Origin of the sequence: Anoxybacillus sp. FSL W8-1294, assembly GCF_037965005.1 — a bacterium.
Lineage (GTDB): Bacteria > Bacillota > Bacilli > Bacillales > Anoxybacillaceae > Anoxybacillus > Anoxybacillus flavithermus_G.
In genome coordinates, this window is sequence record NZ_CP150179.1 from 1,895,609 (window position 1) to 1,912,691 (window position 17,083).

Here is a 17,083-nt window from a genome sequence, read left to right on the forward strand (position 1 = left end):
CAATGTATATTTTCCCATGCAAAATTTGTCGAGCATCTTCTTATAATAAATAGTAGATAAAACATTTACTTTCCGACAAAATCGGATACAATAAAAGTGAGGAGTGATGCGTCATGTTGAAAAAGTTGAAACGCAAGCTGCTCAAACAATGGAAAGAACTTTTGCGCAGAAAATCCATTGCTTAGTTGTACGAGCCCTTCTGTTGAAGGGCTTCTTTTCAATTTTGTTTCCCATTCCACACTTTTTATATATAATAAGAAAAGCGGAACGCGCTCGGGGCTAATAAAATCATTACAACATTACACATAAGGAGAGATGAACGTTGATTTTTAAAGTATTTTATCAAGAAACGATCGATGAAGTGCCGGTAAGAGAAAAAACGAAAACACTCTACATCGAAGCGGAAAGCGAGCGAGATGTGCGCCGAAAATTACAAGACCGTCATATCAATATTGAATACATTCAGCCGCTTGAAGGTGCGCATTTAGCGTACGAGCAACAAAACCCTGATTTTCACGTATTGGAGATTGAACAATGAACATGTTGAAAAATAAACAAGTTGGCGTTTTCGCCCTCGGCGGTCTAGGCGAAATCGGAAAAAATACATATGGCGTGCAGTATGAAGATGAAATTATCGTCATTGATGCCGGCATTAAGTTTCCAGAAGACGAATTGCTCGGAATTGATTACGTCATCCCTGATTATAGCTATTTAGTGAAAAACGCAGAAAACATTAAAGGATTATTTATTACCCATGGACACGAAGACCATATTGGCGGCATTCCGTATTTACTTCGTCAAGTGAACATACCGATTTATGGCGGCAAATTGGCGCTCGGACTTATTCGCAATAAGCTAGAAGAACACGGATTGTTGCGTCAAACGAAACTGATTGAAATTAAAGAAGATGACGTCATTTCGTTCGGGAAAACAGCGGTCACATTTTTCCGAACGACACATAGCATTCCAGATAGCTACGGCATCGTTGTGAAAACGCCAGTCGGTCAAATTGTGCATACAGGTGACTTTAAATTTGACTTCACCCCTGTCGGCGAGCCGGCGAACTTAACGAAAATGGCCGAAATCGGAAAAGAAGGCGTTCTTTGTTTATTATCGGATAGTACAAATAGCGAAATCCCGCATTTTACAATGTCGGAACGGCGCGTCGGCGAAAGCATTCACGACATTTTCCGAAAAGTACAAGGACGCATTATTTTTGCGACGTTTGCTTCCAACATTCACCGCTTGCAACAAGTGACGGAAGCGGCTGTGTTAAACAATCGAAAAATTGCTGTCTTCGGTCGCAGCATGGAAGCGGCCATCGAAATTGGACAACAGCTCGGCTACATTAAATGTCCGAAAGATACGTTCGTTGACGCTTCACAAATTAACCGCCTTCCTGCTCATCGCGTCACCATTCTTTGCACCGGAAGCCAAGGTGAGCCGATGGCGGCGTTATCGCGCATCGCCAATGGGTCACATCGCCAAATTCAAATTGTGCCGGGCGATACGGTCGTCTTTTCATCTTCGCCAATTCCGGGCAATACAGTAAGCGTCAATCGCATCATTAACATGCTTGCGCGTGCAGGAGCGGAAGTCATTCACGGGCCGCTTAGCGATATTCATACGTCCGGTCACGGCGGACAAGAGGAACAAAAATTAATGATTCGCCTCATGAAACCGAAATATTTCATGCCGATTCACGGTGAATATCGCATGCAAAAAATGCATGTAAAACTAGCTGTCGATTGCGGTGTACCAGAAGAAAACTGCTTTATTATGGACAACGGAGAAGTGCTTGGCATTAGTGAAGAAGGAGCAAGCATCGTCGGTAAAATTCCGTCCGGCTCGGTGTATATTGACGGGAGTGGCATTGGCGATATCGGCAACATCGTCTTGCGCGACCGTCGCATTTTGTCGGAAGAAGGATTAGTCATCGTCGTTGTGAGCATCAACATGAAAGAAATGAAAATTGCCGCAGGTCCAGACATCATTTCACGCGGATTCGTCTACATGCGTGAATCGGGCAATTTAATTAACGATGCACAACAGCTTATTGCGAAACATTTACAACAGTTACTCGAACAAGGAACAAATCAATGGTCGGACATTAAAACAGAAATTACCGACACCCTTGCGCCGTTTTTATACGAAAAAACGAAGCGAAAACCGATGATTTTACCGATTATTATGGAAGTGTAAAAAAAGAAGGTGCCCGTTTGGACACCTTCTTTTTAAAACGTTAAAATACATTTTCTCCTTTGCCTTCAAACATTTAATTCGTATGAGCAAAATGTTTGTGGGAGAAAAAAAAGACAGGTTCGTGCTTTGGTATAATCAGGATCCTGTCGAATGTGTTCATTGACAGAATATATTTTGTTGAATATAATAAAAATACAAATGTGGGGTGTGTTAGTTACCCATGATTAGTCTTTCGCCACCATTAAAAATTGCACGACGAAAGGCTGGACAAGTGACTTGAAAATTTGTCGCTCATCCGCAGGCGACTAACAAATGGCGGACTCGAAAACTTGTCGCTCATCCGCAGGCGACTAATAAATGGCGGACTCGAAAACTTGTCAAAAAAGAAGTGGGGTATCCGCTTCTTTTTTTTTAGATTGGGGTATTAAAAAATGTCTGAACATTTCAAAATTTATTTTATTAAGGAAGAATTTTTTTCAATCACCGACTGGGCACAATATAAAGTACCTACAAAAGAGAAAAGGCCTATGTTAATTTTAGTCATTGAAAAAGAAGAATTTCCCGACGGGCTTGTTTGTATTCCTATCACAAAAGATGATGATAAAAACGGGAAGATTAAAGCATTATCGATGAAAAGACCGGATTTTATACACCCAATTAAAATAAATCGTTATGATAGTTATTTATTGATACAAAATATGTATATTATTCATAAACAATTCATTGGGCAACCATATACTTTAAATGATGTTCCTTTTGAAATTAAAAATACAAAGCTTCGGAAAGAAATAATGAAAAAAGTGAAAAAAGTGGATGCACTTTTGAAACAAGGAGTCATTCATTACGTACCAAGAGAAAAAGTGTTTGAAATCCAATTAAAATATCTAGAAGAGAAACAAAAAACTTCAAAAATTTCACAAATAAATAGCTATGAAAGAAGTTAGCAATATGCTCTATCTTTTTTAAGAAGGTGCCCGTTTGGACACCTTCTTTTTTATTCGTCAACGACTTCGCTTTCGAAGCGGTCGATGTCTTGATCGGCACCGATGACGATTAAAATATCCCCTTCGTAAATCGTTTCTGATGCGAGCGGCGAGACGATAATGTCGTTATGCCGTTTAATCGCCACGATGTTAATGCCGTATTTCGCGCGAATGTCGAGCTCTAATAAGGAGTGACCATGAAGTTTTTCATTCGCGACAATTTCAACGATGCTATGTTGGTCAGACAGTTCTAAATAGTCGAGCACGTTGTTTGAAATCATATTGTTCGCGATGCGCTCACCCATATCGCGCTCCGGATGAACGATATGATCCGCTCCAATTTTTTTCAACACTTTTTCATGATAATCGTTCGTTGCTTTCACTGTAATTTTTTCAACACCAAGCTCTTTTAAAATTAATGTCGTCAAAATGCTCGCTTGAATGTTATCGCCAATCGCGACGATGACGTGGTCGAAGTTACGAATGCCTAAACTTTTTAAGACGTTTTCGTCTGTTGTGTCAGCAACGACCGCCTGCGATGCAATTGATGCATATTCGTTCACTTTATCTTCGTTTATATCAATCGCAAGCACTTCCATGCCTTGTTCGCTTAACGTGCGACATACGCTACCGCCAAAGCGTCCGAGGCCGATGACAGCAAACTCCTTCTTTTTCATTCAATATCCCCTCTTGCTCGATATTCATCAATGACGCGAATAATTCGTTTTTCTAACATATTCATTCCACCGCTTCCTGCTTGGTAATGGCGAAAATGACCATTTGCATCAAATATATAGTACGTCGGCACGCAGCGATTATCAAACGCTTCTTTTAACCGATGGTCGTTGTCAATAAAAAGCGGATGGGTCATGCCGTATTGTTCAGCTAGCTGTTGGACGACTTCTACGTTTTCGTCGCCATCGCGTCGCGGCATATGGACAGATACGACGTGCAATTCCCCTTTGTAACGCTCGCGGAAGACGTTTACTTGTTTCATTCCGTCTTTACAAAGATGGCAACTGACCGCCCAAAAATGAATGAGCGTCGGTTTTCCAATGAGCTGTTCACGCGTGACATTTCCGTTGAGTACAAGTGTTGCTCCGTCTAGTGATGGCATAAGTTCTCGTAGTTTCATCATTATTCTTCCTTTACTTTATGATTTCCTTTCCAAGTGACGTAACGGGTAAGCAGTTGAATCGCAACATCGATCGCCTCTTCGTTTGGGTTTAATTTCGCATGATGTAAGCCGAACGGTGATTGCACGCCGAGCCAAAACATAAAACCAGGAATGCGCGCAAGCATGTAGCCGAAATCTTCGCCCGTCATCGCTTCTTGACAACGAACGAGGCGTACATTTGTTTCTTTCTCAACAAACTGCATAAATTCGTTCGTTAACGTCTCGTCGTTGTACACTTGATAATACATCGAACCGTAATCAATGTGCGCTTGGCAGTCGTAAGCGACTTCGACGCCGCGCACAATCGCTTCAATGCGCCCTTTCACTTTTTCCATCGCTTCTGGTGAAAGTGTACGAATCGTTCCTTCAAGCCGTGCGCGCTCAGCGATAACGTTTTGTACCGTCCCGCTCGTTAGTTTGCCAACTGTAATAACAGCGCTATCGAGCGGATTGACGTTGCGTGAGACGATCGTTTGCAGCTGCATGATAAGGGAGCTTGCCGCAACGACCATATCTTTCGTTTCATGCGGAAACGCGGCATGCCCTCCTTTGCCGATTAAGTCAATAAACAGTTCGGACGTGTTCGCAAACAATAGCCCTTCTTTTGTTGCGATCGTTCCGACCGGATATTCTGGAGCGATATGCAAAGCAAGGATCATATCGGGCATCCATTGTTTCATTTCGTCGCTCTCCAACATCGGAAGCGCCCCGCCCGGTCCTTCTTCGGCTGGTTGAAAAATAAACAGCATGTCATCACAAATGGGATGATGAACAACATGAGTAAGCACACCGAGCGCAATCGCCATATGCATATCGTGCCCACACGCGTGCATGCGTCCTTCATGCGTTGAACGAAACGGAACGTCTGTTTGTTCGTCAATTGGCAATCCGTCCATATCGGCGCGATAACCGATCGTTTTCGTTGGTGCAGTGCCATGAACGTGCACGAGAATACCTGTGCGCCACGTTTTGATTTGCAGTCGCTCAGACGGAAGGGTGGCAAGATAGTCTAATATGTATTGTTGTGTTTTAAACTCTTGAAAGCCGAGTTCGGGAATTTGGTGTAAATCACGGCGAATATGAATAAAGTCGCCCATACGTTTCCTCCTTTTGAAAAAAGCGTGGAATCGATCCACGCTTTATAGTTGACGAAGTTCTTGTTTAATTTCTACTTTCGCTTTCGTTTTTTCATCGATTTGTTTAATGACACGCGCAGGTACACCTGCAACGACCGTATATGGCGGCACATCTTCTGTCACAATCGCCCCAGCCGCAACGACCGCACCTTTTCCGACCGTTACACCTTCTAAAATAACCGCATTTGCTCCGATCATGACATCGTCTTCTACGATAACCGGTTTTGCGGATGGTGGTTCGATGACGCCGGCAAGTACAGCGCCTGCCCCAACGTGACAGTTTTTCCCTACTGTCGCCCGTCCGCCGAGCACCGCATTCATATCAATCATCGTACCTTCACCGACAACGGCGCCGATATTAATGACCGCCCCCATCATAATAACCGCATTGTCACCAATTTGCACTTGATCGCGAATGATTGCTCCCGGCTCGATGCGCGCTTTAATATGTTTTAAGTCAAGAAGCGGAATGGCTGAATTGCGGCGGTCGTTTTCAACGACGTAGTCTTCAATCTTATGTTTGTTTGCTTCAAGTGCCGCTTCAATGTCTGCCCATTCGCCAAATACGACGCCTGTCTGACCTGTAATAAATGTTTTCGCGCTCGGACCGAAATCGATGTCGGCAATGTCTCCTTTTATGTATACTTTCACAGGTGTTTTCTTTTTGCTGTTTTGAATAAACGAAATAATTTCATTTGCATCCATCATCATGGTCAGTTCCTCCTTGTCGTTTTATTTTTTACTTTAACAAATGAAACAAACGGTGACAAGCTTATTGTCGCTTTTCGTACATCGAGCGATTGAACCGCTTTAATATTTCTCGGCGCGTCACGATCCCTACAAAGTAGCCGTCATCGTTTTCGACGCAAACGAACGGATGGTCAATAAGCAGCTTCAACGCTTTTAAAAATGAATCGTTCACATGTAAACGCGGCATATTTTTTTGCATCACTTGTTCGACTGTCATCGTCTCGAGGCGCTCAAATTCAATGCGTTCAATGCCTAAAATCGCATCCATAATCATCGTCATACTAATGAGCCCTTGTAGTTTGTACGTCATATCTAACACAGGAATGGCTGAATATCCTGTGCGCGTCAATACTAATAATGCGTGTTCTAAATGGTTCCCTACTTGCACGTGCGCCACTTTATCGGACGGAATCATCAGTTCAATAAGCGGTGGTTGTTGCATCGTCATTCCGCCTTTCACAATATAATCCCCATTTGTCATTGTACCATGTTCGTTTCGATATGGAAAAGCGAGAAGTGTAAAAAAAAGCCTTCACCGATGTGAAGACTTAATTCAACAAATCAAAAATTTCGATGGCGATCATATCAATGTTGTCAAACTGATACGATTTCGGCTTCTCGCCTTTTTCGTACACTTCTAATACGAACGTGTTCGTTTTTTCGTAATATGTGACGCTACATTTTTTTTCACCGTTCACTTCGAAGTTACGTTGTGGCGCTTCATTCGTTCCTGTTTTTTGTTCTTGCAAGCTAATTAAACGTTGGATAATGCCTAATAATTGCGACATGACGTTCATTCCTTTCCGATACGTATTTCAACGACTATTCACTACTGTACCAAGATTCGCATAAAAAGTAAACAAAAACGAAAGCCCACCATAGCGGGCTTACGTTTGAAGCGCGACGTATGCGATGTAGCCGATTAATAAAACAACAAACACGATGTAAGCAATAAATACCGGATTGCGTACATACGGATGGGCAGCTACTTTCTCGCCAACGCTCGTATCGTATTCGCCTTGCGTTTTTTGGCGTTTGCCAACTTGATACGTATACACAAATCCCCAAACTAATACCCCGCTTGCGATCAGTAAAAGCATCCAAGAAAATGTGTCCATCATCGTTCACCTCAAGTTTACTTTTCCACCGCAAGCGACGTTTTATTACAAATGGGCGTTATGTTCAAATAAATACTCGTACGTTAAGTCGATAAATAAATAATGGTGTTCATCAATCGGATACGAATATGTGCGAATCATTTCACCTGTTTCAATATCGCTGTACAAATCTGATAAAATGCCGCGCTTGCGTGAGCGCATGCGAATAATGTTTTCTAAAAAATATGGGCGCCAGCTCCAGTTTTTCATTTCGTATTGGGGCTGTAACTCCCACGTTTCGCCTTGCTTAAATATGTTTGCGGACTGTTGAAATCCGTCTTCATCGCATATGTAAATGCGAAAACTGCAATCGCTTAACTGTTTGGCTAAGGCAGAAATGAGTTCGTTAAACGATGACGCTTTTTTATATTTAGAAACGAGCTCGGAAATGCGCGCTTGAAACTGTTCGGAAATGTCATACAACGTTTGCAGTTTCTTTTTTTCGTGCTGAATGAACGTATGAAACTGATTGCGCAACGTTTCTTTTAATAAGTCTTTCGGAAGAAATGATGGCGAAGGTTCGTGCAAATAATATCCTTGATAATACCTTCCTCCGTTTCGCCACGCGTATTGCAGCTGAAAGGCGTTTTCAATGTCTTCATACAAAAGCGTTGCGCCAATTTTGCGCGCTAAAAGCGAGATCGAATACAGCACATCATCGTACGATACGGTTGACGTGCGCAACGAATGTAAATCAATTTTTAATAAATCGGGTGCCAACAGACGAATGCGATCTAAATTGCTGCTTTCTTTTCCGATGTTATCAACCGCAATTTGAATGCCGTATGTACGCAAATACGTCAATACGTGCCCGAGCTGTTGAATGTCGCCTTTGAAATGATGTTCGGTTATTTCAAGGACGACTTGGTTTAATCGCAATCCTTTTTCTTTATATGGAAGAAGTAATTGTAAAAACGATTCACCTCGATCAAGCATTAACACGTTTGCGTCACGATTGATAAAAATAAGCGATGCTGGCTGTTCGCTGACAAACTGTTCGAGCGCCTTCGTCGTTATGGCAACATCGACTTCCATACGAAACTCTTCTGGAATTGTTTCATCGTGAAAAAATGGACCGAGGCTGATGACTTCACCATCTTGTTGAAAGCGACCGAGCACTTCGTATCCAACGATGCACTGCTCATCAGCACTAAAAATCGGCTGATAATGCGGGACGACTTGATCGATATGTGTTAAAATGTCTAGCGCATCCAAAACGACGCCTCCTCCCCTGTTTTTTCAACCATTATATCATAAGAAAAATAAAAGTGTTTGTTAGGAAACAAAAGAAAAGCGACGCCAATAAACGTCGCTTTAAAACGGATGTTGATTGAGCCATTGCCCGCCATCAACGGTAATGCATTCCCCATTAATGTAGGCAGCCGCATCAGAAAGTAAAAACGAGGCGACACCTGCAATTTCTTCTGGCGTCCCGAAGCGTCCGAGCGGCACGCTATCTTTCACACGTTTTTCCATCTCCTCTGATAAAATAAGCTTTTCTGCCCCGCCTGTTCGCTCAATTGGACCTGGCGCGATGGCATTCACGCGAAAACCGTATTTTTTCCCCCATTCGACTGCTAATGTGCGCGTCATCGTCAACACGCCTGCTTTCGCACATGCGGAATGAATGACGCCCGCTCCTGCTCCCCAAGCATATGTAGCGACAATGTTAATGATCGACCCTTTTTGTCCTTTTTCGATCCAATAGTTTCCCACTTCTCGGCTACAATAAAACGTGCCGTTTAGGACGATATCAATGACGCTATTCCAGCCGTTAATGGATAGCTTTTCGGCTGGACAAATAAAGTTGCCGGCAGCGTTGTTAATTAATGCATCAATTTTTCCGAAGCGCTCATCTGTTTCTTTCACCATCGCCGCAACTAATTCTGGTTTGCGTACGTCCATCACGATCGGCAATACGCTTCCGCCTATTTCATTTGCTGCTTCGTCAAGCGCTTCTTTTCGTCTTCCTGTAATGACGACATGCGCCCCTTCATCCGCAAAACGCTTCGCCATATATTTCCCCATGCCACTTGAACCGCCTGTCACAATAATGACTTTCCCGTTCATTCTCCTCATCCCCTTTTTATGAATGGTTATTCATTCACTTTTTATTGTACTATATATTTAGAAAATTTTTAATATTGTTTTTGCTGTTTTTATCGACTTTTTTCTTTTATAATGGGTGAAGAACATTTCATATGTAAGGTTGAAGCGAATGAAACGACGAGATTTTTTTAAAACGATTTTTTCTTTATTCGTCAAAGGAGCTTTGCTTTCCACTGCCGGATACATGTACGCAAAGTATGTAGAACCGCAACAGTTGACGGTACGGCGATATGATGTCGTCCATCCGCTCATCCCGAAAAGCTTTGACGGATGCCGACTGCTTCAGTTTAGCGATGTACATTTAGGGTATCATTATTCTGTTGACCATTTTCAACGGGTCGTGAAACGAATGAATGACCTCGATCCGCATGTCATTTGTTTTACAGGAGATTTACTAGATGAACCGAATCAATATGAACATGTCGATGCGATTACATCGCTGCTCACCCAGCTTCACGCTCCGCTAGGGAAATTTTGCATTTACGGAAACCACGATCATGGCGGATACGGAACAGACATATATAAACGAATGATGACAGCAAGCGGATTTCGACTACTTGTCAATGAATGGGTATCCGTCAAACAAGGTAACGAACAAATTGTCATTGCTGGCTTGGATGATTTTATGCTCGGTAAGCCAAATTTCGCGAAAACGGTGCAACATATGCCGAAAGAAACGTACACGATCGCTTTAATTCATGAACCTGACCTTGTGACGCAAGCGAGCGTCTATCCGTTTCATCTTCAATTGTCAGGTCATAGCCATGGGGGGCAAATTCAACTGCCTTGGATCGGCCCGCTCGTAACCCCTCCGCTTGCGAAACAGTATGTTGAAGGATTTTATGACATCGAGCAGCTCACCTTGTACGTCAATCGCGGACTTGGTACGACGCGCATGCCGTTTCGCTTTTTAACGCCGCCAGAACTTACGTTGTTTACGTTAAAAGCCGGGTCATAACATCAACCCGGCTTGAAATAAACATATGCTCCCAATGATTGAAGCGCTTATGTACAAAAACGCTTCTTTATATTGTTTGCCCAATAACAGCTGTAAAGCTTCAACGCTAAATGTTGAAAACGTCGTAAACGCGCCAAAAAAGCCGACCGTCACTCCAACCGACTGGACGTCGTAGGCAAGCGCGATACCGAGCCCAAACGAACCGATCCAGTTAATAAATAAAATGGAAAGAGGCACAGGTGACTGTTTCGTCCAACGCATCAGCCATATGCCAAGCTTGTACCGACACCACGCCCCTAACGCGCCACCAAGTGCGACATACATCATGACGCCTCACCTACGCTTCTTGCACCGATCCGTTCCCCGACATATACGCCCACATAACAACAAAGCAACCCACCAACGAAAGAAACAAACACATATATGTTCGCTAATCCGATATGTTCGTGCCATAACACGACCGTTTCCTTACTAAACGTCGACATTGTTGTCAATCCGCCGCAAAACCCTGTGCCGATCGCAAGCCGCAGCCATTCAGCAACTTTTCTTTTTCCGGCGTAAGACGTCAATGCGCCAAGCAAAAACGAACCGATGTAATTGACAAACAACGTTCCCCACGGAAATGTAAGAAACGGAAAAGCAAGCGCAACGCCGTAACGACATAACGCTCCGAATGCTCCCCCAATGGCGACTGCTCCACTTTCTTTCATTCAATCATCTCCTACTCTTCATCGTCTGCCACATCATACGCCATTTGAAATAACGTCATTTGGCTATCGACTTCTTCTTCGTCTTCTTTTCGTTTCACATATTCGTACTCGCCATCTTCATTTTGTTCGCGCGCTTTGACGTTATCAGAAAGCAAAATGTGTAACACCTCAATAAGCCGCTCTTTTAATTGTTGACGGAAAATCGGGAATAAAATTTCGATGCGGCGATCCATATTGCGCGTCATCCAATCGGCGGACGATAAAAAGACGCATTCTTTTCCATGATGATGAAAATAATAAACGCGGCTATGTTCTAAAAAGCGGCCGACGATGCTGCGAACGCGAATATTTTCACTTACTCCTTTCATTTGTGGACGCAAACAACAAATACCCCGCACAATTAAATCGATTTGTACCCCTGCTTGTGACGCTTCATATAACTTCATGATGAGCTGTTTATCCGTCAGCGAATTCATTTTCGCGATGATGCGTCCGTCGCCGTATTGTTTATGGTAACGAATTTCTTCATCGATCAGTTGTAAAAATTGTTGTCGTAAATCAAACGGAGCGACGACTAAATGATGAAACTCAGGCTTTTCCATATAGCCGCTTAAATAATTAAAAAAGTTTGTCGCATCTTCGCCAAATTGTTCGTTTGCGGTAATGAAGCCGAAATCGGTGTACACTTTGGCAGTCGCATCGTTATAATTGCCTGTTCCTAAATGAACGAACCGCTCAATTTTTCCGTGTTTTTGCCGAACGATTAACGTAATTTTACTATGCGTTTTTAAATGCGTCATGCCGTAAATGACGTGACACCCTGCCTTTTCAAGCTCCTTCGCCCATTGCACGTTATTTTCTTCATCAAACCGTGCCTTTAATTCAACGAGAACGGTCACTTGTTTCCCGTTTTCTGCTGCGCGCTTTAACGCTTCAATAATGGGAGAATCACCGCTGACGCGATACAGCGTCTGTTTAATTGCCAACACATCTGGGTCATCTGCCGCATCGGAAATAAAATCAATTACTGGCTCAAACGACTCATACGGATGATGAAACAATAAATCTCTTTCTTTCGCTTTTTCAAATATGTCTTCCTCATCATCTAAATCTTTTGGCGGTTGCGGAATGAGTGTTTGAAACACGAGATGTTCTTTGTATCGTGCTACTTCATGATAAAACGAAAACAAAAATGTTAAATCAATCGGACCGTCGATTTTGTATACATCTTTTTCATGAATTTCTAGTTCGTCTAGCAAATAATCGAGCACCCACTCATCAAACCCTTTTTTGCTCATTTCGAGCCGCACCGCTGCGCCCCATTTTCGCTTTTTTAACTCTTTTTCAATTTCTTTTAATAAATCGCGCGCCCCTTCTTCGTGAATCGTTAAATCGGCGTTGCGTGTGATGCGAAATTGCGTAACAGACGAAACGTTGTATCCTTTAAATAGCGTATGAATAAACGTCGTAATGACGTCTTCTAATAGCGCATACGTGTGCGTGTCGTTGTTTGCCGGCAAAGGAATGAAACGATTTAACACAGCCGGTACTTGCACAATCGCTAATTTTTTCCGATTGTCTTCGTCTTCTTCATCATCTTCAAGAACGATCGCCAAGTTTAAGCTTTTATTTAACAACATCGGAAACGGGCGATACGCATCGACCGCCATCGGCGTTAACACCGGGAAGATGTTTTTCATAAAATACGACTGCAAATACGTTGTTTGTTCATCGTTCCATTCATTTGTGGCAAGCAAATGTACCCCTTCAGCACGTAGCATCGGCAATAACGTTCGATTGTACATGTCATACTGCCATTTCACAAGCTCATGCGTTTTTTTCGCAATTTTTTTCAACTGTTCTTTCGGCGTTAATCCCGCTTTATTTTCTGGCTTATTAAAACCAGCTTTCACTTGATCTTTTAAGCCCGCCACGCGCACCATAAAAAACTCATCTAAGTTCGAGCTAAAAATCGCTAAAAATTTTAATCGTTCTAATAGCGGATTGCGCTCATCCATTGCCTCTTGCAAGACGCGCTCGTTAAATGCGAGCCAACTTAATTCGCGGTTATTGTAATAACGCGGATGACTAAAATCCATCCTCATCCCTCCATATGAAACTGTAATAAAATCGGTCGTTTTAACATTTTTTCGACATGTTTTTTATGTTTTTCGGCTTGATACTCTTCCGCTTTAAATGATTGATTACAAAAAATGTGTATAACGATCGTTTCTTGTTGAAGTTCAAGTTGCAGACGGTTGACAACATTTCGTTTTGTATCGTTTAAGCTGTAAGCAAATTTTAATAGGGCGCCAAGAAAACGAAGCTTTTTTTGTTCAGCGCGTGTAAACCATGTGTGAAACGGCTGGACGTATTGTTTAAACAACGTTTTATTTTTAAACGAAGCGACAAGCGCGAGCTGTACGCGGTCACGATGGCTTAAGCCGTCGATCGTTCGATTGGCTAAAATGTAAAACGTATGTTGACTGCTCGCTTCTTCATCGACATATTGTCCTAAATAAAACACGTGAGTAGCGCGCTTTAATAAAATGAGGTCTTCTCCCGTCAATGGGAAAAGAGCGAGCGCACGCATTTGTTCAAACAGTTGAATGACTAGTTTTAATACGTGCTGCACGTGGTTTGTATTTACTTCGTAGTCTTGGGCTAATTCAAAAAAACTTTCATCTAATACGCTGGGAAACACCGTCGGTCCAAACTGTTCGTAAAAAATGCCGTCGCGCAACCCTTTTCGGCTTAAAATAAACGTCGTCGCATCGACCGTTTCATATAACGTTTGAAATACTTCAACGGCGGGAATAATTAAGTCGGCTCGGTCTTTCGATAACGCCTCCACTTTTTGTAGCTGGTCGAACGTGAGCGAGCGCAAATATTTTTTCACTTGAATGATATGTTCCCGTTTCATTTCGTATTGATGAATGCCTGCAATCGGGTAGTTTTGGAGCATTTGATGCACTTGTACGACGTTGCGGGCGCTTCCGCCAATCGCGATGATCGGCAATCGGCGTTGCTTCAACCAAGGCAACGATTGAAATTGCTTATCAATATATGCGCGCAACGTTTGTAGCTCTTCATCAGTCGGAACGTTTCCTGAGACGAAATCGCGCTTTAACGATAACGCTCCAAACGGAAAGCTGTAATAATCAACGAGTTCGCGGTTGTAAAAATACGTCACTTCCGTACTTCCTCCGCCTACATCGACGGTAATGCCTTCATAAAACGACGTCGATTGAACGACAGCTAAAAAACCGTAGTATGCTTCTTCATATTCGGATAAAATACGCATATGAAAATCCGTTCGTTCGGCGACGATGCGAACGATGTCATCGCGATTGCGCGCTTGACGAATTGTGGCGGTCGCGACGCATTTCACATCGTGCAGGCGATGAAAGCGCGTTACGTCTTGAAACGTCAAAAGACCATCTAAAAGCACACGTAGCCCTTCCTCCGTAAACACACCATCTTCTGTTAAATAATTGCGCAAACGGGCGGCAATTTTTACGTTTTCCCTTTCTCGTAAACGACCGCTTTTACTTTGTTCATAAATGACGAGGCGCATCGTATTTGAGCCAATATCAATAATGCCGTATTTCAACAGGAATCCCCCCTTATCGTGAAATGGAAAAAATAAATTGAAAATTTTCCAAAAACATAAACGATCGTGTATAATATAAGTGTATCAAAATAAAAAGGAGTTGAGTAAATATGGAAACAGTCGAATGCACCGTGGAAAACTTATCGGTCGCTTTGTTTACTGTCAACCGTCATGCGAAAACGGCGTTAAATCCTTCTTACTTGTATTTGCTGAAGAGAAAAACGATTGAAAAAATGCTCGAAGAAGGAAAAGCGAAAAAAGTTGGGCTTCACTTTTCCCGAAATCCGAAGTACAGCCAGCAAAAGTCGGATGTGCTTGTGGCGATCGGTGCGTATTACTTCCACATACCTCCAACAAAAGAAGACTTCAAGCATTTGCCTCATCTCGGTACGTTGGACGATTCTTATCGCAACCCTGCTGTTAAAATGCCGTTGTCTCAAGCCAAACGATTATTACAAGCGTATACAGGCATTTCACCGGAAGACGTAGAGCCGAAACCGAAACGGTACGATTGGTCGCGTCCGCATCGGTTCGGGAAAACGTTTCGCTAAGGACAAGCTCACATAAACAATGCACATATTTTTATTATATGACACAAAAGGGCGGCCTCTTAATGAGATCGCCCTTTCTCACGTTGGACTAATTGTTCAAGTTGTTCGGTAGCGAGCGGCTTGCTGAAGTAGTAGCCTTGGGCGCGGTCGCATCCTTCTCGTTTTAAAATCGCAAGCTGTTCTTCCGTCTCCACTCCTTCAGCGACGACTTTCATCTGCAAACTGTGTGACACTTGAATGACGGCGCGCACAATCGACAAATCGTATGAATGTTTGACCATATCTTGTATAAATGAACGATCAATTTTAATGATATCAACCGGCAATTTTTTTAAATAGTTTAATGAAGAATAGCCTGTCCCGAAATCGTCGACAGCGAGCTGCAATCCTAAATTTTTTAACGACTGCAACTGCGCAAGGACGTAATCGATATGATGCATCGCCATACTTTCGGTAATTTCTAATTTTAAACAAAACGGGTCTAAATCGTACGTGCAGAGCACATGTTCAATATGTTTCACTAAGTCGGCTTGCAAAAATTGTTTAATGGAAACGTTGACACCAATTTGCACGTGCGGTAGCCCTTTTTCTTTCCATTTTTTGCTTTGTTCACATACGTTTCGTAACACCCAATCGCCGATCGGTTGAATTAAATTCGTTTCTTCCGCAATTGGGATAAATGTTGCTGGCGAAATCCAGCCGCGCTTCGGATGAAACCAGCGAAGCAGCGCTTCAACCGCCACAACATCGCCTGTTTGAATGTCGACGATCGGTTGGTAATGAAGCGTAAATTCGTTTTGTTTTAACGCTTTGCGAATGCTATGTTGCATGTACAATTTTTCTTCGTTCGTCTTTTTTAATTCATTCGTATAAAAACAGTACGTATTTCCCCCGTTTTCCTTTGCGATTTCAAGCGCTAAATCGGCAAACGATAGAAGCGTCGTCCAATCGGTTGCATCATCTGGAAATACGCTTACTCCGATGCTCGGTGTGATCGTCAATTCTTGATCTGTTAGTTGAAATGGAGTCGAAAATATTTGGATGACGTCACGAATCATGTGGCGTATTTCGTTTCGGTCAATCGTATAAAAAGCGAGAAAAAATTGATCGCGTGCTTGTCGTGCGACGATGCCATTTTCATAGCGACGCAATCGCTCCGCCACTTGTTTTAACAATTCGTTTCCGTATTCATATCCGATCAAATCGTTAATAAATTTAAAGCGATCTAAATTGAGCGACAGTAATGCGAAAGGCCCACGCTCGTTCATTCGCTCCCGAAGCATACGTTGAAACGATTCGTACGACAATGCTCCTGTCAACGAATCGTTATAGCCGTCCGTCGCTAACAAAAAGCAACCGGTCCAAACGATATGCGATTGAAACAAATGAACGTGCACATACGCAGGACGATCGTCAACAACTGTTTTTCCGCGCCATACGTTCGCATCGCGCAATGAAGAGACGATGTCGTCGGTACGCTCAACGAACTGATGAACGTCATGGTAACGACGCGATAGTTGTTGTGACAATGAATCGTCCATGTAAACAATCGTTCCGTCGCGATCGGTAATAAAGAAAAGAGCGTATTGATCAAACTGTTGCCCAACGGCCTCCCATTTCATCAATGGAGGGTGTTGGTACAGAAACTGCTGTTCGTTCATGTTGTAATCCTCGCTTTTTGTTTTCTTCCCTCCTTCTTTTATTAAACCATATGGCATGATAATTGAAAATAACTTT

The 17,083-nt window shown here is 42.8% G+C and carries 20 protein-coding genes; 5 read left to right on the plus strand and 15 right to left on the minus strand.

Annotation, left to right across the window (positions count from 1 at the left end):
• Positions 1-65 precede the first annotated feature (65 nt).
• Complete coding sequence (locus NSQ23_RS10060; protein WP_339170570.1) at positions 66-239, minus strand: hypothetical protein; 174 nt, start codon at positions 237-239, stop codon at positions 66-68.
• Between the two features lie 83 nt (positions 240-322).
• Here NSQ23_RS10060 and NSQ23_RS10065 point away from each other — a divergent pair, with 83 nt between their 5' ends.
• The 3 genes from NSQ23_RS10065 to NSQ23_RS10075 all read left to right on the plus strand — a co-directional run bounded on the left by NSQ23_RS10065 (position 323) and on the right by NSQ23_RS10075 (position 3,146).
• Positions 323-538 carry a DNA-dependent RNA polymerase subunit epsilon gene (locus tag NSQ23_RS10065; protein WP_006321313.1) on the plus strand — a complete coding sequence of 72 codons (216 nt, stop codon included), beginning with the start codon at positions 323-325 and terminating at the stop codon, positions 536-538.
• Positions 535-2,202 carry a ribonuclease J1 gene (gene rnjA / locus NSQ23_RS10070; protein WP_339170573.1) on the plus strand — a complete coding sequence of 556 codons (1,668 nt, stop codon included), beginning with the start codon at positions 535-537 and terminating at the stop codon, positions 2,200-2,202. Before NSQ23_RS10065 ends, rnjA begins: the two co-directional genes overlap by 4 nt.
• 431 nt (positions 2,203-2,633) lie before the next feature.
• Positions 2,634-3,146: a hypothetical protein gene (locus NSQ23_RS10075; RefSeq protein WP_339170576.1), complete on the plus strand. Its 513-nt coding sequence runs from the start codon at positions 2,634-2,636 to the stop codon at positions 3,144-3,146.
• Between the two features lie 50 nt (positions 3,147-3,196).
• Here NSQ23_RS10075 and NSQ23_RS10080 read toward each other — a convergent pair whose 3' ends face one another.
• The 9 genes from NSQ23_RS10080 to fadH all read right to left on the minus strand — a co-directional run bounded on the left by NSQ23_RS10080 (position 3,197) and on the right by fadH (position 9,475).
• Entirely contained in the window at positions 3,197-3,862 is a 666-nt protein-coding gene (locus tag NSQ23_RS10080) for a TrkA family potassium uptake protein (RefSeq protein ID WP_339170579.1), read from the minus strand.
• Positions 3,859-4,320, minus strand: a complete 462-nt coding sequence (locus NSQ23_RS10085; protein ID WP_339170581.1) for a TlpA disulfide reductase family protein — start codon at positions 4,318-4,320, stop codon at positions 3,859-3,861. Before NSQ23_RS10085 ends, NSQ23_RS10080 begins: the two co-directional genes overlap by 4 nt.
• Before the next feature lie 2 nt (positions 4,321-4,322).
• The gene (locus NSQ23_RS10090; RefSeq protein WP_088223380.1) at positions 4,323-5,459 is read right to left on the minus strand and encodes an N-acetyldiaminopimelate deacetylase; all 1,137 of its coding nucleotides are present in this window, start codon (positions 5,457-5,459) and stop codon (positions 4,323-4,325) included.
• 42 nt (positions 5,460-5,501) lie between these two features.
• Positions 5,502-6,209, minus strand: coding sequence for a 2,3,4,5-tetrahydropyridine-2,6-dicarboxylate N-acetyltransferase (gene dapD / locus NSQ23_RS10095; protein ID WP_006321308.1), 708 nt, complete (start codon positions 6,207-6,209; stop codon positions 5,502-5,504).
• A gap of 61 nt (positions 6,210-6,270) precedes the next feature.
• Positions 6,271-6,690, minus strand: coding sequence for a cyclic-di-AMP-binding protein CbpB (gene cbpB / locus NSQ23_RS10100; protein ID WP_339174379.1), 420 nt, complete (start codon positions 6,688-6,690; stop codon positions 6,271-6,273).
• Between the two features lie 106 nt (positions 6,691-6,796).
• Positions 6,797-7,036 (minus strand): YkuJ family protein, encoded by a 240-nt coding sequence (locus NSQ23_RS10105; RefSeq protein WP_003396622.1) that lies wholly within the window; start codon positions 7,034-7,036, stop codon positions 6,797-6,799.
• Between the two features lie 99 nt (positions 7,037-7,135).
• On the minus strand, positions 7,136-7,369 hold the full coding sequence (locus NSQ23_RS10110; protein ID WP_129000042.1) for a hypothetical protein: 234 nt from the start codon (positions 7,367-7,369) through the stop codon (positions 7,136-7,138).
• A gap of 42 nt (positions 7,370-7,411) precedes the next feature.
• Positions 7,412-8,620, minus strand: a complete 1,209-nt coding sequence (locus NSQ23_RS10115; protein ID WP_339170591.1) for an EAL-associated domain-containing protein — start codon at positions 8,618-8,620, stop codon at positions 7,412-7,414.
• A 99-nt stretch (positions 8,621-8,719) separates the two neighbouring features.
• Positions 8,720-9,475 (minus strand): 2,4-dienoyl-CoA reductase, encoded by a 756-nt coding sequence (gene fadH / locus NSQ23_RS10120; protein ID WP_339170594.1) that lies wholly within the window; start codon positions 9,473-9,475, stop codon positions 8,720-8,722.
• Between the two features lie 148 nt (positions 9,476-9,623).
• Between fadH and NSQ23_RS10125 the strand changes: the two genes are divergently transcribed.
• Positions 9,624-10,472 carry a metallophosphoesterase gene (locus NSQ23_RS10125; RefSeq protein ID WP_339170596.1) on the plus strand — a complete coding sequence of 283 codons (849 nt, stop codon included), beginning with the start codon at positions 9,624-9,626 and terminating at the stop codon, positions 10,470-10,472.
• On the opposite strand, the gene crcB (NSQ23_RS10130) is transcribed toward NSQ23_RS10125, so the two are convergent.
• From crcB (NSQ23_RS10130) to NSQ23_RS10145, 4 genes are read right to left on the minus strand one after another with little or no spacing between them, the layout of a single operon-like run.
• Positions 10,467-10,799, minus strand: a complete 333-nt coding sequence (gene crcB / locus NSQ23_RS10130; protein WP_339170598.1) for a fluoride efflux transporter CrcB — start codon at positions 10,797-10,799, stop codon at positions 10,467-10,469. The two genes, NSQ23_RS10125 and crcB (NSQ23_RS10130), sit on opposite strands and share 6 nt — an antisense overlap.
• A complete protein-coding gene (crcB, locus tag NSQ23_RS10135; protein WP_339170600.1) occupies positions 10,796-11,182 on the minus strand; it encodes a fluoride efflux transporter CrcB in 387 nt (128 codons plus the stop codon). The genes crcB (NSQ23_RS10130) and crcB (NSQ23_RS10135) overlap by 4 nt, the downstream gene beginning before the upstream one ends.
• An 11-nt stretch (positions 11,183-11,193) precedes the next feature.
• Positions 11,194-13,281: an RNA degradosome polyphosphate kinase gene (locus tag NSQ23_RS10140; RefSeq protein ID WP_339170602.1), complete on the minus strand. Its 2,088-nt coding sequence runs from the start codon at positions 13,279-13,281 to the stop codon at positions 11,194-11,196.
• A gap of 2 nt (positions 13,282-13,283) precedes the next feature.
• Positions 13,284-14,795 (minus strand): Ppx/GppA family phosphatase, encoded by a 1,512-nt coding sequence (locus NSQ23_RS10145; RefSeq protein WP_339170603.1) that lies wholly within the window; start codon positions 14,793-14,795, stop codon positions 13,284-13,286.
• Positions 14,796-14,905: 110 nt separating this feature from the next.
• On the opposite strand from NSQ23_RS10145, the gene NSQ23_RS10150 reads away from it, so the two are divergent.
• Complete coding sequence (locus NSQ23_RS10150; protein ID WP_064220879.1) at positions 14,906-15,346, plus strand: YkyB family protein; 441 nt, start codon at positions 14,906-14,908, stop codon at positions 15,344-15,346.
• Between the two features lie 59 nt (positions 15,347-15,405).
• Here NSQ23_RS10150 and NSQ23_RS10155 read toward each other — a convergent pair whose 3' ends face one another.
• Complete coding sequence (locus NSQ23_RS10155; protein WP_339170605.1) at positions 15,406-17,064, minus strand: bifunctional diguanylate cyclase/phosphodiesterase; 1,659 nt, start codon at positions 17,062-17,064, stop codon at positions 15,406-15,408.
• Positions 17,065-17,083 lie beyond the last annotated feature (19 nt).

Bases quoted from the DNA above. Each gene is read 5' to 3' on its own strand.
- NSQ23_RS10075 (WP_339170576.1), top strand. From the start codon at position 2,634: ATGTCTGAACATTTCAAAATTTATTTTATTAAGGAAGAATTTTTTTCA.
- rnjA (WP_339170573.1), top strand. From the start codon at position 535: ATGAACATGTTGAAAAATAAACAAGTTGGCGTTTTCGCCCTCGGCGGT.
- NSQ23_RS10080 (WP_339170579.1), bottom strand. From the start codon at position 3,862: ATGAAAAAGAAGGAGTTTGCTGTCATCGGCCTCGGACGCTTTGGCGGT.
- NSQ23_RS10105 (WP_003396622.1), bottom strand. From the start codon at position 7,036: ATGTCGCAATTATTAGGCATTATCCAACGTTTAATTAGCTTGCAAGAA.
- NSQ23_RS10155 (WP_339170605.1), bottom strand. From the start codon at position 17,064: ATGCCATATGGTTTAATAAAAGAAGGAGGGAAGAAAACAAAAAGCGAG.
- NSQ23_RS10090 (WP_088223380.1), bottom strand. From the start codon at position 5,459: ATGGGCGACTTTATTCATATTCGCCGTGATTTACACCAAATTCCCGAA.
- crcB (WP_339170598.1), bottom strand. From the start codon at position 10,799: ATGATGTATGTCGCACTTGGTGGCGCGTTAGGGGCGTGGTGTCGGTAC.
- NSQ23_RS10110 (WP_129000042.1), bottom strand. From the start codon at position 7,369: ATGATGGACACATTTTCTTGGATGCTTTTACTGATCGCAAGCGGGGTA.
- cbpB (WP_339174379.1), bottom strand. From the start codon at position 6,690: ATGCAACAACCACCGCTTATTGAACTGATGATTCCGTCCGATAAAGTG.
- NSQ23_RS10150 (WP_064220879.1), top strand. From the start codon at position 14,906: ATGGAAACAGTCGAATGCACCGTGGAAAACTTATCGGTCGCTTTGTTT.
- NSQ23_RS10140 (WP_339170602.1), bottom strand. From the start codon at position 13,281: ATGGATTTTAGTCATCCGCGTTATTACAATAACCGCGAATTAAGTTGG.
- dapD (WP_006321308.1), bottom strand. From the start codon at position 6,209: ATGATGATGGATGCAAATGAAATTATTTCGTTTATTCAAAACAGCAAA.
- NSQ23_RS10125 (WP_339170596.1), top strand. From the start codon at position 9,624: ATGAAACGACGAGATTTTTTTAAAACGATTTTTTCTTTATTCGTCAAA.
- NSQ23_RS10085 (WP_339170581.1), bottom strand. From the start codon at position 4,320: ATGAAACTACGAGAACTTATGCCATCACTAGACGGAGCAACACTTGTA.
- crcB (WP_339170600.1), bottom strand. From the start codon at position 11,182: ATGAAAGAAAGTGGAGCAGTCGCCATTGGGGGAGCATTCGGAGCGTTA.
- fadH (WP_339170594.1), bottom strand. From the start codon at position 9,475: ATGAACGGGAAAGTCATTATTGTGACAGGCGGTTCAAGTGGCATGGGG.